Annotated in this window: 17 protein-coding genes; 8 read left to right on the top strand and 9 right to left on the bottom strand. The window is 49.4% G+C overall.

Annotated elements, in window-relative coordinates:
• Positions 1-22: 22 nt before the first annotated feature.
• Positions 23-802: a diaminopimelate epimerase gene (gene dapF / locus B0I18_RS19530; protein ID WP_181358540.1), complete on the bottom strand. Its 780-nt coding sequence runs from the start codon at positions 800-802 to the stop codon at positions 23-25.
• Positions 803-928: 126 nt separating this feature from the next.
• Here dapF and serA point away from each other — a divergent pair, with 126 nt between their 5' ends.
• Both serA and B0I18_RS19540 read left to right on the top strand, forming a co-directional pair.
• On the top strand, positions 929-2,158 hold the full coding sequence (serA, locus tag B0I18_RS19535) for a phosphoglycerate dehydrogenase (RefSeq protein ID WP_106524436.1): 1,230 nt from the start codon (positions 929-931) through the stop codon (positions 2,156-2,158).
• Positions 2,159-2,345: 187 nt separating this feature from the next.
• Positions 2,346-3,125 (top strand): L,D-transpeptidase family protein, encoded by a 780-nt coding sequence (locus B0I18_RS19540; protein WP_106524437.1) that lies wholly within the window; start codon positions 2,346-2,348, stop codon positions 3,123-3,125.
• Positions 3,126-3,189: 64 nt separating this feature from the next.
• Here the strand turns inward: B0I18_RS19540 and B0I18_RS19545 are convergent, their stop codons facing one another.
• Both B0I18_RS19545 and B0I18_RS19550 read right to left on the bottom strand, forming a co-directional pair.
• The gene (locus B0I18_RS19545) at positions 3,190-3,819 is read right to left on the bottom strand and encodes a hypothetical protein (RefSeq protein WP_146146817.1); all 630 of its coding nucleotides are present in this window, start codon (positions 3,817-3,819) and stop codon (positions 3,190-3,192) included.
• A gap of 49 nt (positions 3,820-3,868) precedes the next feature.
• Positions 3,869-5,362, bottom strand: coding sequence for a rhomboid family intramembrane serine protease (locus B0I18_RS19550; protein WP_219906010.1), 1,494 nt, complete (start codon positions 5,360-5,362; stop codon positions 3,869-3,871).
• 225 nt (positions 5,363-5,587) lie between these two features.
• Between B0I18_RS19550 and B0I18_RS19555 the strand changes: the two genes are divergently transcribed.
• On the top strand, positions 5,588-6,781 hold the full coding sequence (locus B0I18_RS19555; protein ID WP_106524439.1) for a hypothetical protein: 1,194 nt from the start codon (positions 5,588-5,590) through the stop codon (positions 6,779-6,781).
• Positions 6,782-6,870: 89 nt separating this feature from the next.
• Here the strand turns inward: B0I18_RS19555 and pnp are convergent, their stop codons facing one another.
• The 5 genes from pnp to B0I18_RS19580 all read right to left on the bottom strand — a co-directional run bounded on the left by pnp (position 6,871) and on the right by B0I18_RS19580 (position 12,287).
• Positions 6,871-9,135 (bottom strand): polyribonucleotide nucleotidyltransferase, encoded by a 2,265-nt coding sequence (pnp, locus tag B0I18_RS19560; protein ID WP_219906011.1) that lies wholly within the window; start codon positions 9,133-9,135, stop codon positions 6,871-6,873.
• A gap of 130 nt (positions 9,136-9,265) precedes the next feature.
• The gene (locus tag B0I18_RS19565) at positions 9,266-9,814 is read right to left on the bottom strand and encodes a hypothetical protein (protein WP_106524440.1); all 549 of its coding nucleotides are present in this window, start codon (positions 9,812-9,814) and stop codon (positions 9,266-9,268) included.
• 27 nt (positions 9,815-9,841) lie between these two features.
• Positions 9,842-10,258: a hypothetical protein gene (locus tag B0I18_RS19570; protein WP_106524441.1), complete on the bottom strand. Its 417-nt coding sequence runs from the start codon at positions 10,256-10,258 to the stop codon at positions 9,842-9,844.
• Positions 10,259-10,509: 251 nt separating this feature from the next.
• Entirely contained in the window at positions 10,510-10,788 is a 279-nt protein-coding gene (gene rpsO, locus B0I18_RS19575) for a 30S ribosomal protein S15 (RefSeq protein WP_106524442.1), read from the bottom strand.
• Positions 10,789-10,913: 125 nt separating this feature from the next.
• The gene (locus B0I18_RS19580; RefSeq protein ID WP_106524443.1) at positions 10,914-12,287 is read right to left on the bottom strand and encodes a pyridoxal-phosphate dependent enzyme; all 1,374 of its coding nucleotides are present in this window, start codon (positions 12,285-12,287) and stop codon (positions 10,914-10,916) included.
• 193 nt (positions 12,288-12,480) lie between these two features.
• Between B0I18_RS19580 and pdxA the strand changes: the two genes are divergently transcribed.
• The 5 genes from pdxA (at position 12,481) to B0I18_RS19605 (ending at position 16,395) form a co-directional block, all read left to right on the top strand.
• The gene (gene pdxA / locus B0I18_RS19585; protein WP_106524444.1) at positions 12,481-13,530 is read left to right on the top strand and encodes a 4-hydroxythreonine-4-phosphate dehydrogenase PdxA; all 1,050 of its coding nucleotides are present in this window, start codon (positions 12,481-12,483) and stop codon (positions 13,528-13,530) included.
• An 81-nt stretch (positions 13,531-13,611) separates the two neighbouring features.
• Positions 13,612-14,256, top strand: a complete 645-nt coding sequence (gene yihA, locus B0I18_RS19590) for a ribosome biogenesis GTP-binding protein YihA/YsxC (RefSeq protein ID WP_106524445.1) — start codon at positions 13,612-13,614, stop codon at positions 14,254-14,256.
• Between the two features lie 146 nt (positions 14,257-14,402).
• On the top strand, positions 14,403-15,317 hold the full coding sequence (locus B0I18_RS19595) for a zeta toxin family protein (protein WP_106524446.1): 915 nt from the start codon (positions 14,403-14,405) through the stop codon (positions 15,315-15,317).
• 10 nt (positions 15,318-15,327) lie between these two features.
• Complete coding sequence (locus tag B0I18_RS19600) at positions 15,328-15,537, top strand: hypothetical protein (protein ID WP_106524447.1); 210 nt, start codon at positions 15,328-15,330, stop codon at positions 15,535-15,537.
• A gap of 189 nt (positions 15,538-15,726) precedes the next feature.
• Positions 15,727-16,395 carry a DUF7691 family protein gene (locus tag B0I18_RS19605; protein ID WP_106524448.1) on the top strand — a complete coding sequence of 223 codons (669 nt, stop codon included), beginning with the start codon at positions 15,727-15,729 and terminating at the stop codon, positions 16,393-16,395.
• A 174-nt stretch (positions 16,396-16,569) separates the two neighbouring features.
• Here the strand turns inward: B0I18_RS19605 and guaA are convergent, their stop codons facing one another.
• On the bottom strand, positions 16,570-18,102 hold the full coding sequence (gene guaA / locus B0I18_RS19610; RefSeq protein WP_106524449.1) for a glutamine-hydrolyzing GMP synthase: 1,533 nt from the start codon (positions 18,100-18,102) through the stop codon (positions 16,570-16,572).
• Positions 18,103-18,147 lie beyond the last annotated feature (45 nt).

Below are 18,147 nucleotides of genomic sequence, written 5' to 3' on the forward strand. Positions count from 1 at the left end.
ATATTGAAATGCCGCGGTTGGGTTATGCCACGTCGATACTGCCTTTGAATACAAATTGTGCGCCGCCGGTAAGGACAATGTGTGTTGCGTTGGTCGCTTCCTGTTTTTCGAAGGTTACCCGCAGATCGCCGCCTACTGCTTTTACCGGGATATCGAAACGCCCGGTATTACGGCCCGCCGACACGATCGCCGCCGCGGTTACGCCAGTGCCACAGGCCAGGGTTTCATCTTCCACGCCCCGCTCATAGGTGCGGATTACAAGGGTATCGCCCTTGCGGCTTACAAAATTTACATTGATGCCTTTGGGCTGAAAGCGGTCTTCGTTGCGGATGCTACGGCCAGTCGCAAATACGTCGATCGCACCGGTATCGGTTACCCACTGTACATAATGCGGCGAGCCGGTATCCAGTATTTCGTAAGTGCCGGCAAAGGTGATGTCCGTTACATCCTGCATCTGCAGCGCCACGGTACCATCGGTATTGATCGTGGCTTCATGCATACCGTCTATGGCCATAAAACGCATCGAGGTACCCGCTGCGCCCAGCCGGTGTGCAAAGGCCGCAATACAACGGCCGCCATTGCCGCACATGGTGCTTTCGTTACCATCCGAATTGAAATAGACCATCTCGAAATCCGCATCCTGGCTGTGTTGCAGGTACATAAGCCCGTCGGCGCCCACACCAAAATGACGGTCGCAGATCTGTGCTACCTGAGCGGTGCTCAGGCTTACATTGCCTTCACGGTTGTCGATCAGTACAAAGTCGTTGCCCGCACCCTGGTATTTATAAAACGTAATTTCCATCCCGGCAAAATTAGTTATCTTTTGCTCAATGTCCTACATCGGCCTATCGTCAACTATTATGGCGGCCATATAGCCCGTTTGCTTTTCGCAGGGCAAACCGCTAAATTCGCAAATTCAATACCCTGTATGCAGATCACAAGTTATCCCAAAGAGAAAATCAATATCCTGTTCCTGGAAAATATCAGCGAAAAGGCTGCTTCGTTTTTTACCGACAAGGGGTATACCCAGGTAACCCGGATGAAAGGCGCTTTGAGCGAAGAAGAGCTGATAGAAGCGGTTAAACACGTACATCTGCTGGGCATCCGTTCCAAAACAATGGTTACGGAAAAGGTACTCGCCGCGGCCTCCAAATTGCAGGCAATAGGCTGCTTTTGCATCGGGGTGAACCAGGTAGACCTGCAGGCCGCGACCAGGGCCGGGGTATCTGTCTTTAATGCGCCGTATAGCAATACCCGTAGCGTGGCGGAATTGGTAATCGGGCTTTCGATTATGCTGATGCGCCGCATTACTGATAAAAACAAAGCCGCACACGAAGGTACCTGGTTTAAGGAATCGGCAGGCAGTTATGAGCTGCGGGGTAAGACTATCGGCATTGTCGGTTATGGCAATATAGGCTCACAGGTAAGCGTATTGGCCGAAGGCCTGGGACTTAAAGTCTTGTTCCACGACCTCGAAACCCGCCTGCCCCTGGGCAATGCACAGTCCTGCAAAAGCCTGGACGAACTGCTGGCGGCTTCAGACATCGTAACCCTGCACATACCTGCCAATAAGGCTACCCAGAACCTGGTCGATGCTGCGCGGTTTGCACATATGAAACCAGGGGCCATATTCATTAACTGCGCCCGTGGCGAAGTAGTCGATCTGCAGGCTTTAAAAGAAGCATTGAGCTCCGGTCATCTTTCCGGCGCCGCGGTAGATGTGTTCCCGGTAGAACCGGAAAAATCGGGCGCTGCATTTGTTACACCGCTGCAAGGGTTACCCAATGTAATTCTGACCCCGCATATCGGCGGATCTACCGAAGAGGCGCAGGAAAATATAGGGGAAGACGTGAGCCTGAAATTGTTCAACTACCTGGAAAGCGGCATCAGTTATGGCTCCCATACGATACCGCCGATCAGCCTGCCGCCGGTAACAGGTGCACACCGCATCCTGCATATTCACAACAACGTGCCGGGTGTACTGGGGGCGCTTAATGCCCGCTTGTCCGACAACGGGATCAATATCGTAGGGCAATACCTGAAAACCAACGAACAGATCGGTTATGTAGTGCTCGATGTAGACCAGCAACTTTCCCAGCAGGCCATAGAGCTGCTGAAAACCGTAAAGGAAACGATTAAAGTGCGGCTGCTGTACTAAACAGGCTGGCCTCGTATAGCGGTTATGGCCTTGGTTTTCAGTAAGAAAGGATGAGGTTCGTTAGCCTGTCCGGGACCTGTTATTTTTTTAAAAAACACTTGTTAATTGATCGGGAGTGTATTCTTTGGTTTTCAAATAAAACTTACCTTTACTTTTAACATTCAAACAAGATATTTCGCTAAGAATCATGAGTTTTAAAAATAATGCCTTTGTGTTGCGGTTAGTTGTGGCGTGCCTCACCCTTAGTTTTTCCTCCCTGTTACATGCACAAACAGATAACAATGCTTTCCGGAATTACCAGATGGGCGCTCCCCGTGTAGCCAAGGCATACAGCCAGTACAACGAGGCCCTGAAAAAAGAGTTCAAGGAAAAAGACCTGAATTATCCACCCAACGAGATTTATATACGCGCTTTTAAAGCCCATAACGAATTCGAGGTTTGGGTACGGAATAAAGGTGTAGATACTTTTACCATGTTTAAGAAGTACAAGATCTGTGCCCTGTCCGGCTCGTTAGGGCCCAAAAGGTGGGAAGGTGACCGACAGGTGCCCGAAGGTTTTTACTTCATCTCCGATTACAACCCTAAAAGCGATTTTTACCTGTCGCTGATGCTCAACTATCCCAATTATTCCGATCTCATCCTGGGCAATAAAACCATGCCCGGCGGCGATATCTATATTCACGGTGGTTGTGTTACCGTAGGTTGTATGCCCATGCAGGATGCGGGTATCCAGGAGATCTACACCTTATGTCTTAATGCGCGGCTCAACGGTCAGACCAATATACCGGTGCATGTATTCCCGGTACGCTTCAATAAAACGGGGCTTAATTTCCTGGGCCGCGAATACGGTGACGATACTACCCGCCAGCGTTTCTGGATCAATCTTAAAGCCGGTTACGACTACTTCGAAAAGACCCATAAGATACTGCCCGTCATGTATAACCAGGAAGGGAAGTACATCTTCTAAAATAAAAAAATAAAGGCCCTGCACAGGGCCTTTATTTTTTTGGCGCTCCGGCATAAAACGATGTTTATAGTTGCCGGGCTTTCCGGATAACGGCCTGTATCCTGTTGATCTTACTTTCCCTGGGCACGTCCGGCAGGCGTTGGTGCAGGATATCTATAAAAGCTTGTTTATGGTCCGCGCGGATTATGGGCAGGCTTTGCTCCGCATACATCGGCAATTGGTTGGGCGCGGCTTTCAGCAACTGTTCCAGCAATAAAGCCAGGGCATCATCGTAATATTCCGGATGGGTGCTTAAGCGCACCAGGATGCCTACGGCATGATCTTTGGTAATAACCGATCCCCGGTCTGCAACGGCAATAATCTTTCCTAAAATCGCGTACACCTGGTCCGGTACCAGGTCTGTAACTGTATCCAGGGCCGTCATAGCACCCCATTGCAGGCGGTTGTTTTTACTGGTAAGTAACTGCTCCAACGCGGCGATATGCGGTGCGACCAGCGCCGGGTTAAGGCTGCCGGTTTCATACAGCACCTTAATACAATCCTGCTGGATGGCTTTGTTTTTGTGCTGCAGGTTATCGATAAGTTCCTGTACGGCCGCCCGGTCGCCGGCGGCGGCTATGCGGGCGGCCAGTTCCTGGTTAGGCACTTCGTCCTTGCGTTGCAACGACGATGATAATTGATCGAGTACAGACATATTGTTCTACCGGGTTGTGATGATGTGTTATTTAAATATGGTGCTCCGGCTACTGCATATCTTCCATTTGCTTCCCTATAGCTTCTATTTGACTGATACACGATTTTAATTCGGCATCATACTGGTGGCTCTGTTCTGCTATGGACTTATAAGTGAGTTGATAGCTCTTTAACCTTAAGTCGTAATACGCATGTATCAGCTTTACCCTTTTCTGCAAAGGTTCAGGCAGGTCGGCTTGTTCCAGCTCACCGACAATCGACAGGCAGGCATTCCAGGCGGGTATACCTTTATTTTTGATATTGTTGAGAAAAACGGAATCGGGGGCGTTTTCCGGAAGGTTGTACAGCTCCAGGGCTTGTTGTTCCAGCAGGGTAAATTCCTGCACCTTGGCATCATACAAAGCAGCTGTATTCGGCAGTTTTTTATACACGATAAAACTACAGGTAAGGATCAGCAATGCGGGTATTAATAAGGTAAGCGTTCTGAGTTGTGCGAGTGCCGGCTTTTTTAAAGATGGGGTAACCGAATAGCCGACCAGGATACCGCTCACCAAACCGCCAATGTGGGCTGCATTGTCAATACCTCCTTTTAAACCAAATACCAGGTTATAGGCAACGAACACGCCGATGCTCGACAGCATGGCTTTCCGGGCTGAGGCTTCTACCAGGTTGGTGGTAAGTAATGCCAGGAATACACCATACATGCCGAATATTGCCCCCGAGGCCCCGGCGCTTATCGTGAGATCGTGCCACCAAAGACTTACGACACTTGCCGCAATGCCGGTAAGGACATAAGCTACGGCGAAACGCAGCCGGCCCATGAAAGGTTCCAGCAACATGCCGATGTAAACAAGCGCATACATATTCATCAACAGGTGAATGACGCCGATGTGTATAAAACAATTGGTGAGCAGGCGCCACCATTCGCCGGCGAGTGTAAGCGGTCTGAAGTTGGCGCCCCAGTTAAGCAGGCTCTGACTTTCCGGCGAAATGATGTTGACACCGGTCAGCGACATGATAATAAAGATAAGGATGTTGAGGTTGACCAGGATAGGCGTGATAAAGTAGCCCTCTACAGGTATAAACATGGCCAGGAAACCGGCGAGCTTTCCTTTTTCTTCCTGTTGGATCAGCGTGTCATCGTCGGGAGCGCCGGGAGGAACAAGTTGTTCCAGCTGAGCCTGCATAAAGGCACGGTCCGTATCGGAAGATCCGGTTTTCAGTTGCTCAAATGCGTTCAGGAAATCGGCTATGTTGCGTTGGTTCTGGCCGGTATCCTCAGTTTGGCTATGTGCGGACGTGCTTGTAATGGTTGCGGTAAGCCCCGTGAGCGGCGCCGCGATACCAAGGGTGATTTCCTCGTCAAAGAGGTCTGGCGCTGTGCCTGTAGTGGCCCGGAAGCCATTGGGTGCAGTATGCACCATGTTCCAGCCGGCTTGTTTTGCCGCTTTGAGCGCCATGGCAAGATATTGTTGCCTGCTGAGTTCGCCGAGCAGTACGGTCTGTGTAAAAGTCGGGGAGGGGGCGGTAGTCCTGTTTTTCATTGTTGATGGGATTACTGATAATACAGTATATGATGGCAGCAAAGTAAAACAAAATTCGCCGCTCTATGCGTGTCTCGCTACACCTGCGATGGGATTGGCGCAAAGCGGCGCGGTGCCCGGAAAAAATAAACGTAAACGAAGGCTTGAAACAAAGGCGTAAAGGCTATCTTTGCACTTCTTTAAGAAATGGTAAATATAATTTATGCGAAAAATTTCACTCACATTTTGTTTTCTTTTGTATTGCCTGGCATCGTTGGGCAGATAAGGTTTGAAAAAGGATATATTATCGGGCAGGATGGCGTACGCACGGAATGCCTGATTAAAAATAACGAATGGGCCAATACCCCGGTAACTGTAAAATACAAGTTACCCGGGAGCGAGGAAACACTGGAGGGCAATGCTACGACCATTAAAGAATTCGGGTTTACCAACGATTTCGGATCGTTGAAGTATATCGGGGCTACAGTCCAGATCGACCGCTCGCTGGATGCTTCTAAAGACATTGCAACGGGTGCTACACCGATGTGGCAAACCGAGAGCTTGTTTTTAAAAGAACTGGTAGGCGGCAAAGCGGTACTGTACGGATACGAAAAGGGCGAATTAAACGCTTTCTTTTATGCTGTCGAGGGCGCTGCACCCAAACAGCTGATCTATAAAGAATACTGGACTAAGGGCGCCGAGAGCCGGATTATGTACAACAAGGGGTTCCTGGGGCAGCTATGGGCCGATGTGAAATGCCCGTCTACCGATTTTGCGGCGCTCCAAAGACTGCGCTACGTGAAGAAGGACCTGGAAAAATACTTCCGGACCTATAACCAATGTGTGAGTGGCAAGGTGGAAGTGGTGCAGGCCAGGAAGAAGCGGAAATGGTTGAACCTGTACGCCATGGGTGGATTAACCTACGGCAACCTGATCTCTTCACACTTATGGACCGGTTACCAGATCGATTTCAAAAACCTGTCGGGATACCGTTTTGGAGCCGGGGCCGAGTTTGTGCTCCCGATTAATAAGGGGCGATGGAGCCTGTTGCTCGAACCCACTTTCGATTATGCGTCGGCTGAAAAGGACGCGGAACCGGAAAAACTGATTTATTATGGCAAGGTGAAAATGGTCAAGAAGATGCTGGAGATGCCGATCGGTGTACGACATTACTTCATACGGGAAAAAATGCTGAATGTCTACCTGACCGCTTATTATATGATGTTGTTTGGTAAAAGCGGTTCCTACGTGTCTTATATGATGACTAACGGTCAGCCCATTATGAAGCAGGAACTGGATCCGTATATGGGCTTTGCCGCTGGTGCGGGCGTAACGGTTTACCGCTTTGGCGGTGAGTTGCGTTACAACTATAACAGCAACAGCGGATGGGGTTCAAGGTATTATGGTATAACCTTAACCGGCCGGATCCGCATTTTCTAAGATGAATCATTACCGTTAATGCTGTAAAAGAACAAGGCCCGTTATCAACAGATAACGGGCCTTGTGTTATGTATAGCATCGGGCAAAAACTATTCTTCAGTTTTGTCTTCTGCTTTCTTTTCAGCGTTATGACGTTGCTTGAACGGCCTGTCGCCGCCTTTGCGATCGCCACGGTCACCACGATCTCCGCGGTCGCTACGTTCAGGGCGCTCCGGGCGCTCGGGCTGCTCTACATATCCTTCGGGTTTTTCCATAAGCACTTTGCGGCTCAGGCGGAATTTACCGGTTTTAGGATCGAGGCCTACCAGCTTGATCTTGATATTGTCGCCTTCGTTCAGCACGCCGTCGAGGTTGTCCAGGCGTTTCCAGCTTACTTCTGAAATATGCAGCAGGCCTTGTTTGCCCGGCATAAACTCAACGAATGCACCGTAAGGCATTACGGATTTTACCACAGAGTCGTAGGTTTCGCCGATCTCGGGCACCGCTACGATACCTTTGATCCAGTTCATCGCTTTCCTTAAGCTTTCGCCATTGCTGGAGAATACTTTTACGACACCGGTATTGTTTACTTCTTCGATATTGATCTCGGCGCCTGTTTCGCGCTGGATCTCCTGGATGATCTTACCTCCTGGTCCGATAACCGCACCGATAAACTCGCGGTCGATGATCAGTTGTTCGATACGCGGAGCGTGCGGTTTCAGCTCTTCGCGGTATACAGGAATGCAGGCGTACATAGCTTCGAGAATGTGCAGGCGGCCGCGTTTGGCTTGCTCCAGCGCGCTGCGCATTACGTCCATGCTCAGGCCGTCTACTTTAATATCCATCTGGATACCGCAGATCCCTTCGCGGGTACCGGTTACTTTAAAGTCCATGTCACCCAGGTGATCTTCGTCGCCGAGGATATCGGTCAGTACCGCCCATTTGCCATCGTCAGCACGGCTGATCAGGCCCATGGCCACACCGCCTACGTGTTTGGCGTAAGGTACGCCGGCATCCATCAGGGCCAGCGAACCGGCACAAACGGTAGCCATAGAAGACGAACCGTTGGATTCCAGGATGTCGGATACAACACGTACGGTGTACGGGTAATCTTTCGGCATCATCATTTCCAGCGAACGCTTGGCCAGGTTACCATGCCCCACCTCGCGGCGGCTCGGGCCACGTTGTGGTTTTACTTCGCCTGTAGAGAACGGCGGGAAGTTATAGTGCAGGTAGAACGTTTTGTATTCGGAGGTGCCGGCAGTTTCGATCAGCATCTCGTCGTTCTTGGTACCTAAGGTCGCTGTGGTCAAAGACTGGGTTTCACCACGGGTAAAGAGGGCAGAACCGTGCGGTGAAGGCAGGATGTCGGTTTCCATTTCCAGCGGACGTACTTCATCCAGCTTACGGCCATCGAGACGACGGCTTTCGTCCAGGATCATATTCCTTACGGTATAGTACATCAGGTCTTCGTATACGCGTTTGGCCAGGGCGATGTCTTCTTCCGGAGTTTCTTCGTCGAAAGTAGCCATCAGCTCTTCTTTCAGCGTTTTGAAGGCGCCGCTGCGTTCGTGTTTTCCTGTGCCGGCACGGGAAATTTCCAGTACGCGTGCACCGGCAAACGCTTCTACTTTATTTTTGATCTCCTCGTTTTCGTAAGGAGCGGCAACTTCTCTTTTAGCGGTTACCCCTACTTTGGCACGCAGCTCTTCCTGGGCTTTCACCTGTACGCGGATGGCTTCATGTGCTTTTTCGATGGCAATGATCATATCTTCTTCCTGGCACTCTTTCGCTTCACCTTCCACCATCATGATGTTCTTCTCGGTAGCTGCGATAATGAAATCCATATCGGACTCCTGCAGTTGCGTGGTAGTAGGGTTAACGATAAAGTTACCGTTGATACGGCTTACGCGTACCTCGGAGATAATTTCCTGGATGGGAATATCGGAAACGGCTAAAGCAGCAGAGGCAGCAAGACAAGCCAGTGCATCAGGCTGTACTTCAGGATCGTTGGAAATAAGGTTTACAATAACCTGCACTTCGCAGAAATAGTTCTCAGGGAACAGCGGGCGGAGTGCGCGGTCGATAAGACGGGAGATCAGGACTTCGTAATCGCTGATACGGCCTTCACGTTTGAAGAAGGAACCGGGGATACGGCCCGCAGAAGCGAATTTTTCCTGGTAATCGACAGTCAGGGGAAAGAAAGACTGTCCGGGTTTAGGCTCGGTTGTAGCCACTACGGTTGCCAGCAGGATGGCATTGCCACAGCGTACGGTCACGGCGCCATCGGCCTGGCGGGCAAGTTTGCCTGTTTCGATTGTAACTTCACGTCCATCGTCCAGTTTGAACGATACGGAAATTGGATTCAGCATCATATAGATTTATTTATAGTCATCTTGGGGCTTTGTTTCAGCTTGGTGTCCTTTTGCCCCGAGTATAAAAGGACGGTATTATATAAGAATGTTAGGTATTGCATTGTTCTGGATAACCAGGTTGCTTTGCCGCCTACCGGAAACAGGCGGCGGTCTCCATGATCTTTTCTCCTTTTTTACCCAGCTCAGCGGCGATTTCCCGCGAACCCGTTTCGAGTTTGAAATCGGTAGCGGGCGATTCGCTTAAAGCAGTTATGGCCGCGGCATCGGTTTTGAACCGCAGGTCATAGTGGGTATATACGGCAAGACCGGTCATATACGAAGGCAATACGTCCGTTTCGGCTGTAAGTATGATTATCTTGTCGTTGGCAAGACGCAGATAGGCCTGTTGTCCTTGCTGCACCACATCATCCCGTTTGCCCAGCATAATCACCTTAAAGGCGATAAAACGATTGCCGCCTTTTTGCTCGAAGGTCATGGTCCAGCCCACTTCACGGTTTTTACGCGTATCGATGGTCTGCGGTCCTATTTTCAACGTGGTGCTGCGCAGCTGTTCCTTGCTGAACGCATCGGTTTTATCTACGTCGTACCTGCACTTCTGGGCCATCGTTGCCGTGGTCGCAGCGGTCAGTATCAATAGCGGAAGCAATGCCTGTATCGTCTTTTTAAAGGAAGTTATCATTTTAAAAGGGATTGGGGTATTATGTTTTTATGATGCTCCCGGTACTGCTTCGTAATCTCCGGGCAGTATCTCGATGGCGCTTACCAACTTGCCTTCTCGGTCATAATAGGTATAGGTGATCCGTACGTTATGGTCGCGGAAAAAAGCGGCATTGCCCCCGGTCTGCAAACTACCCAGTACATCGAGCCGGGCCCTTTGTGCAAAAATGGTGGAGTCGAAATCCGCTTTACCATTATTGATCAGGGTAAAGTTGAACCGCAGGCGGGCGCCCGATGCAGAGGCACTGTCGATCCGGATACCACTGGGTGTTACGGCATTGCTTTGCCGGTTAAAGGCATCGGCTTCCTGTTGCAGCCTGGCGGTAACAGCCGGATCTACCGGGCTGCTGCAGCTGCTGATCAGGAGGCCTGCACCAAGCAGGGTAAGGATTGCGGGTCTCTTCATAAGGGACGGGCCGTTTTTATCGTTCATGTTCCGGGGCCGCCGGGCCGTTGCGTTGTTCACGCCGGTCCCGCAGCTTGCGCATATTATGTTTGCTTCGTGTGGTGTTGCCGGTAGTTGCGGCGCAGGCGCCGTTTGGTAATAATTATTACCGGCTCCGGAAAGGGATTGTTATCCCAGACCTATAAACACAAAAAACTATTCCCAACACGTAACCTCGGTTGGGAATAGCATTTATGGAAACCATAATATAATTATTTACGCAAGCCCAGTTTCGCGATCAGCTCACGGTAGCCTTGAAGGTTGGTGCGGCTTAAGTAAGTAAGCAGGCGTTTACGTTGTCCTACCATTTTAATCAGGCCCAGGTTAGAAGAATGATCTTTTTTGTTGCCATTCTTGATGTGAGCAGAAATGTGCAGGATACGCTCTGTCAGCAAAGCGATTTGCCCTTCAACAGAACCAGTATTTTTTTCAGAGCCGCCGTAAGTTTTAAATATGTTAGCTTTTTTAGCGTCTATGGTTGCGTTAGCCATTGTAAATTTCTAATTTTTAAATTCTTCACAAAATAAGGGTGCAAAAGTACGGACTATATTTCAAATTACAAATTTTAAATTCCTGTCCGGGACTAAATCTCCCTTCTTTAACTTTTGGTGCTTGCTTATCCTTTGGAAAGAGCGTTTAATACATCATATTTTGTTATGATGTGGTAGTCGCCGCTATCATCTTTGGCCAGTACGGCGCCATTATCCTTATTGATATAACCGGTCAGTCTTTCGATAGGCGTGTTCATAGCTACTACCGGTATGCCGGTCTCCTGTACGTTCGATACGGCCTGGTCTTTCAGGTTGAGGTCCTGCATCAGTTTTTTGAACAGGCCATGCTGTGATACCGAGCCGGTAATATCATTGCCGGTCTTAACGGGTATCTGTTCGATATCGTATTGCTGCATCAGCTCCATAGCCTGTTGTACGGTCTGTGCGGCATCGATGGTTACCAGGCGGCGGCGGCCCAGGCCCCCGATCAGGTCCTGTACCGTATTTACATCCAGGAAGCCGCGATCCAGCATCCATTCGTCGTTGTATACTTTACCTACATAACGGCTGCCGTGGTCGTGGAAGATCACGACTACCACGTCGTCCTTGGTCAGCTTGCTTTTCAGCTGCTTTAAGCCGGAGAGGGCAGAGCCGGCGGAATAACCTACAAAAATGCCTTCTTCCTTAGCAATACGGCGGGCCATTACGGCGCCATCTTTATCGGTTACTTTTTCGAAATAATCGATCACATCGCGGTCGTAGTTCTCGGGTACAAAATCCTCGCCGATACCTTCGGTAATATACGGATGCACCTCTTTCATATCGATCTCGCCCGTGTTGAACCATTTGGTCAGCAGGGAGCCATAGCTATCGATAGCCCATACCTGGATATCGGGGTTCTGCTCCTTCAGGTACTTACCGGTGCCGGTAATGGTACCGCCGGTACCGGTAGCGACTACCAGGTGGGTTACTTTACCTTCGGTCTGTTTCCATATCTCGGGGCCGGTTTGTTCGTAATGCGCCAGGCGGTTGGCCAGGTTGTCGTACTGGTTTACATACCAGCTGTTGGGTACTTCGGTAGCCAGTCTTTTAGAAACGGAATAATAAGATTTGGGGTCTTCGGGCTCTACATTGGTAGGGCAGATAATCACCTCTGCACCCAGGGCCTTCAGGATATCGGCTTTTTCTTTGGATTGTTTGTCGGTAGTGGTAAAGATACAACGGTAGCCTTTCTGGATGGCGGCCAGGGCCAGGCCCATACCGGTATTGCCGGAGGTGCCTTCGATAATGGTGCCGCCGGGTTTCAGTTTACCTTCAGCCTCTGCTACTTCTACCATTTTAACCGCCATACGGTCTTTGATGGAGTTGCCCGGGTTGAAAAATTCTACTTTGGCATATACCGGGCAGGGCAGGTCGGCTACGGTTTTATGCAGTCGGATGAGGGGCGTATCCCCGATGGTCTCGAGGATATTGTTATAAACTTTTTTATCAGCCGTCATAATTTAGGATAATGTGATTGAGGCGCGAAGTTAAGCAATTTAAGGAAAGGCAGGTATTAAGCCTCCGATAAGCCCCTGAAATGCCTTTTGCAACAAGGCTTTCAGCCTTTACCGAAGAATATGGATATCATTCTGTAATTTGCAGCTTCAATTGCCGGTAGCGTTACCGGTATAAATGCCAAGTTATTGTAACATGGAAAAACCAATTATAGGTATTACTACAGGCGATCTGAATGGCGTAGGACTGGAGCTGATCATCAAGATCTGTTCGGACAGCCGGATGCTGGACCTGTGCACCCCGGTTATTTTTGCATCGAACAAGGCGGTCAATTATTACCGCCGTATCGTTACCGATCATCCTTTCAACTTTGCCAGTACCAAGAGTTTCGACAGCCTTAACCCCAAGCAGACCAATGTGTTTAACTGCTGGGAGGAAGAAGTGGCCATAGCCCCGGGCGAGCTTACCGAAACCGGTGGCAAGTATGCCGTACGCTCTTTGTTGGTAGCGGCCCAATGCCTTAAGGACGGCGAGATCGATGCGATCGTTACCGCACCTATCCATAAAAAAAATACCCAGGGCCCCGACTTTAACTATACCGGGCATACTCCTTTTTTCAAAGATAAATTCGAAGCCAGCGATGTGGTGATGATGTTGTATAACGGCGATTTCAGGGTAGGGTTGGTTACCGAACATATACCCGTGGCCGATGTGGCTACGGCCATTACCCGCGACCTGATCGTACAGAAAGTGAAGATCCTGAAAGATGCACTGGTAAAGGATTTTGGCATTGCCCGCCCTAAAATTGCGATCCTCGGCCTGAATCCCCATGCCGGCGACGGCGGCCTGATCGGTAATGAAGAAGAAACGACCATCAAGCCTGCCATAGAACAGTTGCAGGCCGAAGGCGTACTGGCGTTCGGTCCTTACAGCGCCGATGGTTTCTTCGCCCATCATCAATACCAAAAGTTCGATGCCGTAGTGGCTATGTACCACGACCAGGGACTTATCCCTTTTAAATCGCTGACCAATGGCGAAGGGGTGAACTATACCTGCGGATTACCTGTAGTGCGCACTTCGCCGGATCATGGCGTGGCTTTCGATATTGCCGGTAAAAACATCGCTTCGCCCGACTCTATGCGCGAAGCCATCTACCAGGCAATCGACATCCTGCACCAACGTGCCGAGCATGCCGAATATACCGCCAATCCCCTGCAACGGCAGCGACTGGCCAAAGAACGATAACTAAAACAGGACAAGCCCGGTGGTGCGTAATCAGCAGCAGCCCCGGACCGGCCCGCTGCCGGATGGTCCGAAAAAAACAACATGGAAATTAATAATGCCGCCTACCTCGTAAGCAGTGCCAAAGTAGAGCAGTGCCCCAAGCCCGATCGTCCGGAATATGCCTTCATCGGCCGTTCCAACGTAGGCAAGTCGTCGCTGATCAACCTGATTACCGGTAACAACAAGCTGGCCAAGGTATCCAAGAGTCCCGGTAAAACCCAACTGATCAATCATTTCCTGATCAATGGCGAACGCAATGCCGACCAGCCCTGGTACCTGGTCGATCTGCCCGGTTATGGCTTTGCCAAACGCTCGCAGTCGCAAAGGGTGCAATGGCAGAAAATGATCGCCGACTATTTTCAGAAAAGAGAAAACCTGCTTACCGTATTTGTGCTGATCGACAGCCGGCACAGCCCGCAAAAGATCGATCTCGAATTTTTGCAGGACCTCGGTATATGGGGCGTACCCTTCAATATCGTATTTACCAAAGCCGATAAAAATACCCAGGCCGAAACGGCGAAGAATGTAAGGACCTTCGTAACCCGCATGAAGCAGGACTGGGAGTTTATACCCAAAACTTTTATTACCTCTACCGTAAAACAGTCGGGCCGGAAAGACCTGCTGGCTTATATCGGCGAGCTGAACGCCGATTTCCTGGAGCATGAGGCTGCTGATAAAAGCGTGTAACGCCGATCATTTCAGGCAAGAACATGTTATGATGGGGTTATTTATTGATCCAGCTTCCAAAAGTTCGTACCTAGAATAATTTTGAGGGTTAATTTTAAAATATATTTAAAATTGTTTAAATTTGGTGTATTAATATTTGAATTATTATGCATCCTTATTGTCGGTCTTTAACGGAAAGACTAAGCATTGAACAATTTTTAGAAATAACTTTAAAAGATAACCGGTACAGTGACTATGAATTTGTAAGCAGGATAAGGGCTTGTGAACTAGATCTTCGGGATTACGACAACCATGAAGCATCCACGCTGAACTTTCAGACTCATAGGGATATCAACTACAGGCAGCCTGTCGCAAGAAGAGGGTTGAGAATCCGAATTGTAGAAGAATTGTTCACGCAAACATTTCCAGGTGCAGAAGAAGATATTGTTTTAGGCAATCATGGCGCTATTCCGGAAACAGGTGTTAAAGCCGAAAGGAAAGCTTTTATTTTAATCGGACCGCCTGCATCCGGCAAATCCGGGATTGCATATAAAATAGCCGGAAGTTTTGGCGCAGTTATTCTTGATTCTGATTTCGCAAAAAGGAAATTGCCCGAGTTCAAGCCGAATGCTGGTGGGGCATCGCTGGTTCATGCAGAATCGAGCGCCCTCGTCTGGGGAGAGCAATCTATCGCAGAAATTACACCGCTTGTCGGAAGGTGTTTAGACGCAGGTTATAATGTAATAGCACCAAGAATAGGCAACAAACAACCTGATATTTTAAACCTGGCAAAAGGTTTCCGGGATTCCGGTTATGAAGTTCACCTGACTTTGGTAAGTATTGACCGGCTTGAAGCAACAAAACGGGCGCTAAACCGTTTTACAGAATGTGGCAGGTATGTACCCTTAAGCCTGGTATTTGATGTTTACGGAAACGATCCTATTCTAACTTATTACAGGTTGAAGGAGTATCATAAACATGACTTTAGTAGTTTTGGTAAAATATTGACCGCTGTTCCCATAAATGAGCCTTATAAAGTAATGTACAGCGAGCAAGGCAACCCTGCCGAATTATTCAAATAATCTGAAAAATATGGCTAAAAAAGAAAGAACAACGACCGCCGACGCAAGAACTGCCGTGCAAAAGAGGACCCAGAAAAAGAGGAGAATACTTGAAAAAGATACCTTCTACAAGATATCAAAAGCGATTACCCTGATGGCTGTCGAAGAAGGAGAAGAGGCCGACAATTTCCTCGCTTATGTAAAAAGCCAAAAAAACAGACGTCCCATTACGTCCTATTAAAAGAATAGCATTTCCTTAGTATTCCGCCCCTAATGAGCAATAGTGCATTACAGGGGCTGCCCTCCTTTTTCTCTCCCAAGGTTTCTCCTTCAAAAAAACTTAATATTTTCTAAGGCGCGTAACGCGTCAGGGATCGCTTTTATTGATATTGGGGCTCTCATTTTAAAAAGCCTGCTTAAATAGTTTTGCATGGCTGTTATCTACAGCTTACTTAACTTTAACCTAAAAATGATGGGATACTATATCTTCTCCTATGGTATCGACGCCAACCAGGTGCGGCAGGTGTTTGGCTCTGCGGATGCCGGCCTGATCGAGCGTGTCGAGCAAAACGAAACCTTTCGCGGTTATGCCGAAGACGATTGGGATGACTATGATACCGACCTGGAGCAGGCTTTACAGGATATTGTACGGGGCAATACCCTGCACGATAGCGCCAACCACATTTATGGTTATGCCTTGATCGGTATTTGCGCCACGCTGGGCAAGGAATTGCCGCATACGCAGGAGATCAAACTCGGTTACGAAACCGACTTTATCAATATGGCGCTGGCCGATGATTTCGGGTTTAAGGATTTTTCGATCGAGGATATACTGTTCCGCGAGCATAGCGCCGGCTTCCCGATACCAGCCATAAGCGACTGGCCGCTGATCGGCCTGCTGAAATACGAGGAACTGTTGCAGTTGAAAGAAAAACTTGATGCCGCGGTAATCACGGAGGAGCAAATCGATAAGCTGACGGCTTCGGAGGAAGAGGAAGAAGAAGAAAAGGGTTATGCTTACGAACACATCAGGGGCATACAGGAAAACATCGATTACTGTATCCGCCAGAAGCTGGATCTTATTTCATTTTGTCATTAATTCCCGGTATTTGCTCAGTTTGCCAAAATGCTGCTGTGTGGCAGCCCGAGCGCGAGCCCAATAACCATTGGCGCAACTGGGAATCCGGATCGTTCTGGTAAATAATAAGAGGAATAACATATGAATAAAGGCCTGCAGCGAGCTGCAGGCCTTTATTGTAACAAAAATCTTTTTTTATTCCCACTCGATCGTTGCAGGAGGTTTGCTGCTGATATCGTATACCACGCGGTTAATACCTCTTACATTATTGATAATATCGTTGGAAACTTTGGCCAGGAACTCGTAAGGCAGGTGTGCCCAGTCGGCTGTCATACCATCTACCGAAGTAACGGCGCGGAGCGCCACCGTAAATTCGTAGGTACGTTCGTCGCCCATTACACCTACGCTCTGTACCGGCAATAATATGGTGCCGGCCTGCCATACGCGGTCGTATTCGCCGGTATCGCGGAGCAACTGGGTATAGATGGCGTCGGCATCCTGCAGCATGGCTACCTTTTCAGGGGTAATAGCGCCCAGTATCCTGATGGCCAGGCCCGGTCCGGGGAAGGGGTGGCGTTTCAGGAAAATATCGTCGAGCTGCAGTTCTCTGCCGGCGCGGCGTACCTCGTCTTTAAACAGGAAACGCAGCGGCTCGATCAGGTCCATCTGCATTACGTCCGGCAAACCGCCGACATTGTGATGGGATTTGATCGTAACAGAAGGTCCGTTAACAGAAACCGATTCGATAACATCCGGATAGATGGTACCCTGGCCCAGGAATTTTACACCGGTCAGCAGCTGCGCCTCTTCCTGGAAGATGTCGATAAACAGGCGGCCGATGATCTTACGCTTACGCTCCGGGTCGCTAACGCCGTCCAGCTCGTCATAGAAGCGCTTTTTGGCATCTACGCCTTTAACGTTAAGTCCCAGGTGCTTGTACCCTTCCATTACCTGCTCAAACTCGTTTTTGCGCAACAGGCCGTTGTCTACAAAAATACAGTACAGGTTCTCGCCGATCGCTTTGTGGATCAGTGTGGCGGCTACCGTGGAGTCTACGCCTCCGCTCAGCGCCATCACTACTCTTTCAGCGCCTACTTTCGCTTTAATAGCGGCAATAGACTCTTCCACAAACGCAGCAGGGGTAAAGCTCTGTTCGCAACCGCATACATCTACCACAAAGTTTTTGATGATCTGCCGGCCCTCGGTACTGTGGGTAACCTCGGGGTGGAACTGGATCCCGTAAACCGGGTGCGGGTAGTTGTTGGCCTTATAAGCCGCTACGGGTATGCTGGACGTGGTGGCCAGCAGGGTAAAGCTTTCCGGCAGCTCTTTTACAGAGTCGCTGTGGCTCATCCATACCTGTGTGTCTTCTGCAACGGTGTTGAAGAGGGTTTCCTTGGTCGCGAAATGCAGGTGGGCCCTGCCATACTCGCGGCTGTTGGACTGGGCTACATGGCCGCCGTTTTGCTGTGCGATAAGCTGTGCGCCATAGCAAACACCCAGTACGGGTACTTTGGCCGCCAGTTCCGCGATGTCGGGCTTGGGGGCCGCGGCATCATTTACCGAAAAAGGGCTTCCGGAAAGGATCACACCCTTGACATCGGGTGTAAAAGTTACCGGTTTAAGGCAGGGAAGAATTTCGCAATAGATATTCAGCTCACGGATACTGCGTGCGATGAGCTGGGTATATTGGGAACCAAAATCGAGGATAATTATTTTTTCGGTCATTGTACTAAAAAGGTAAATGGTTAATTGTAGACTATTACAGGTCGC

Source organism: Taibaiella chishuiensis (assembly GCF_003014535.1).
Classification (GTDB): Bacteria; Bacteroidota; Bacteroidia; order Chitinophagales; family Chitinophagaceae; genus Taibaiella; species Taibaiella chishuiensis.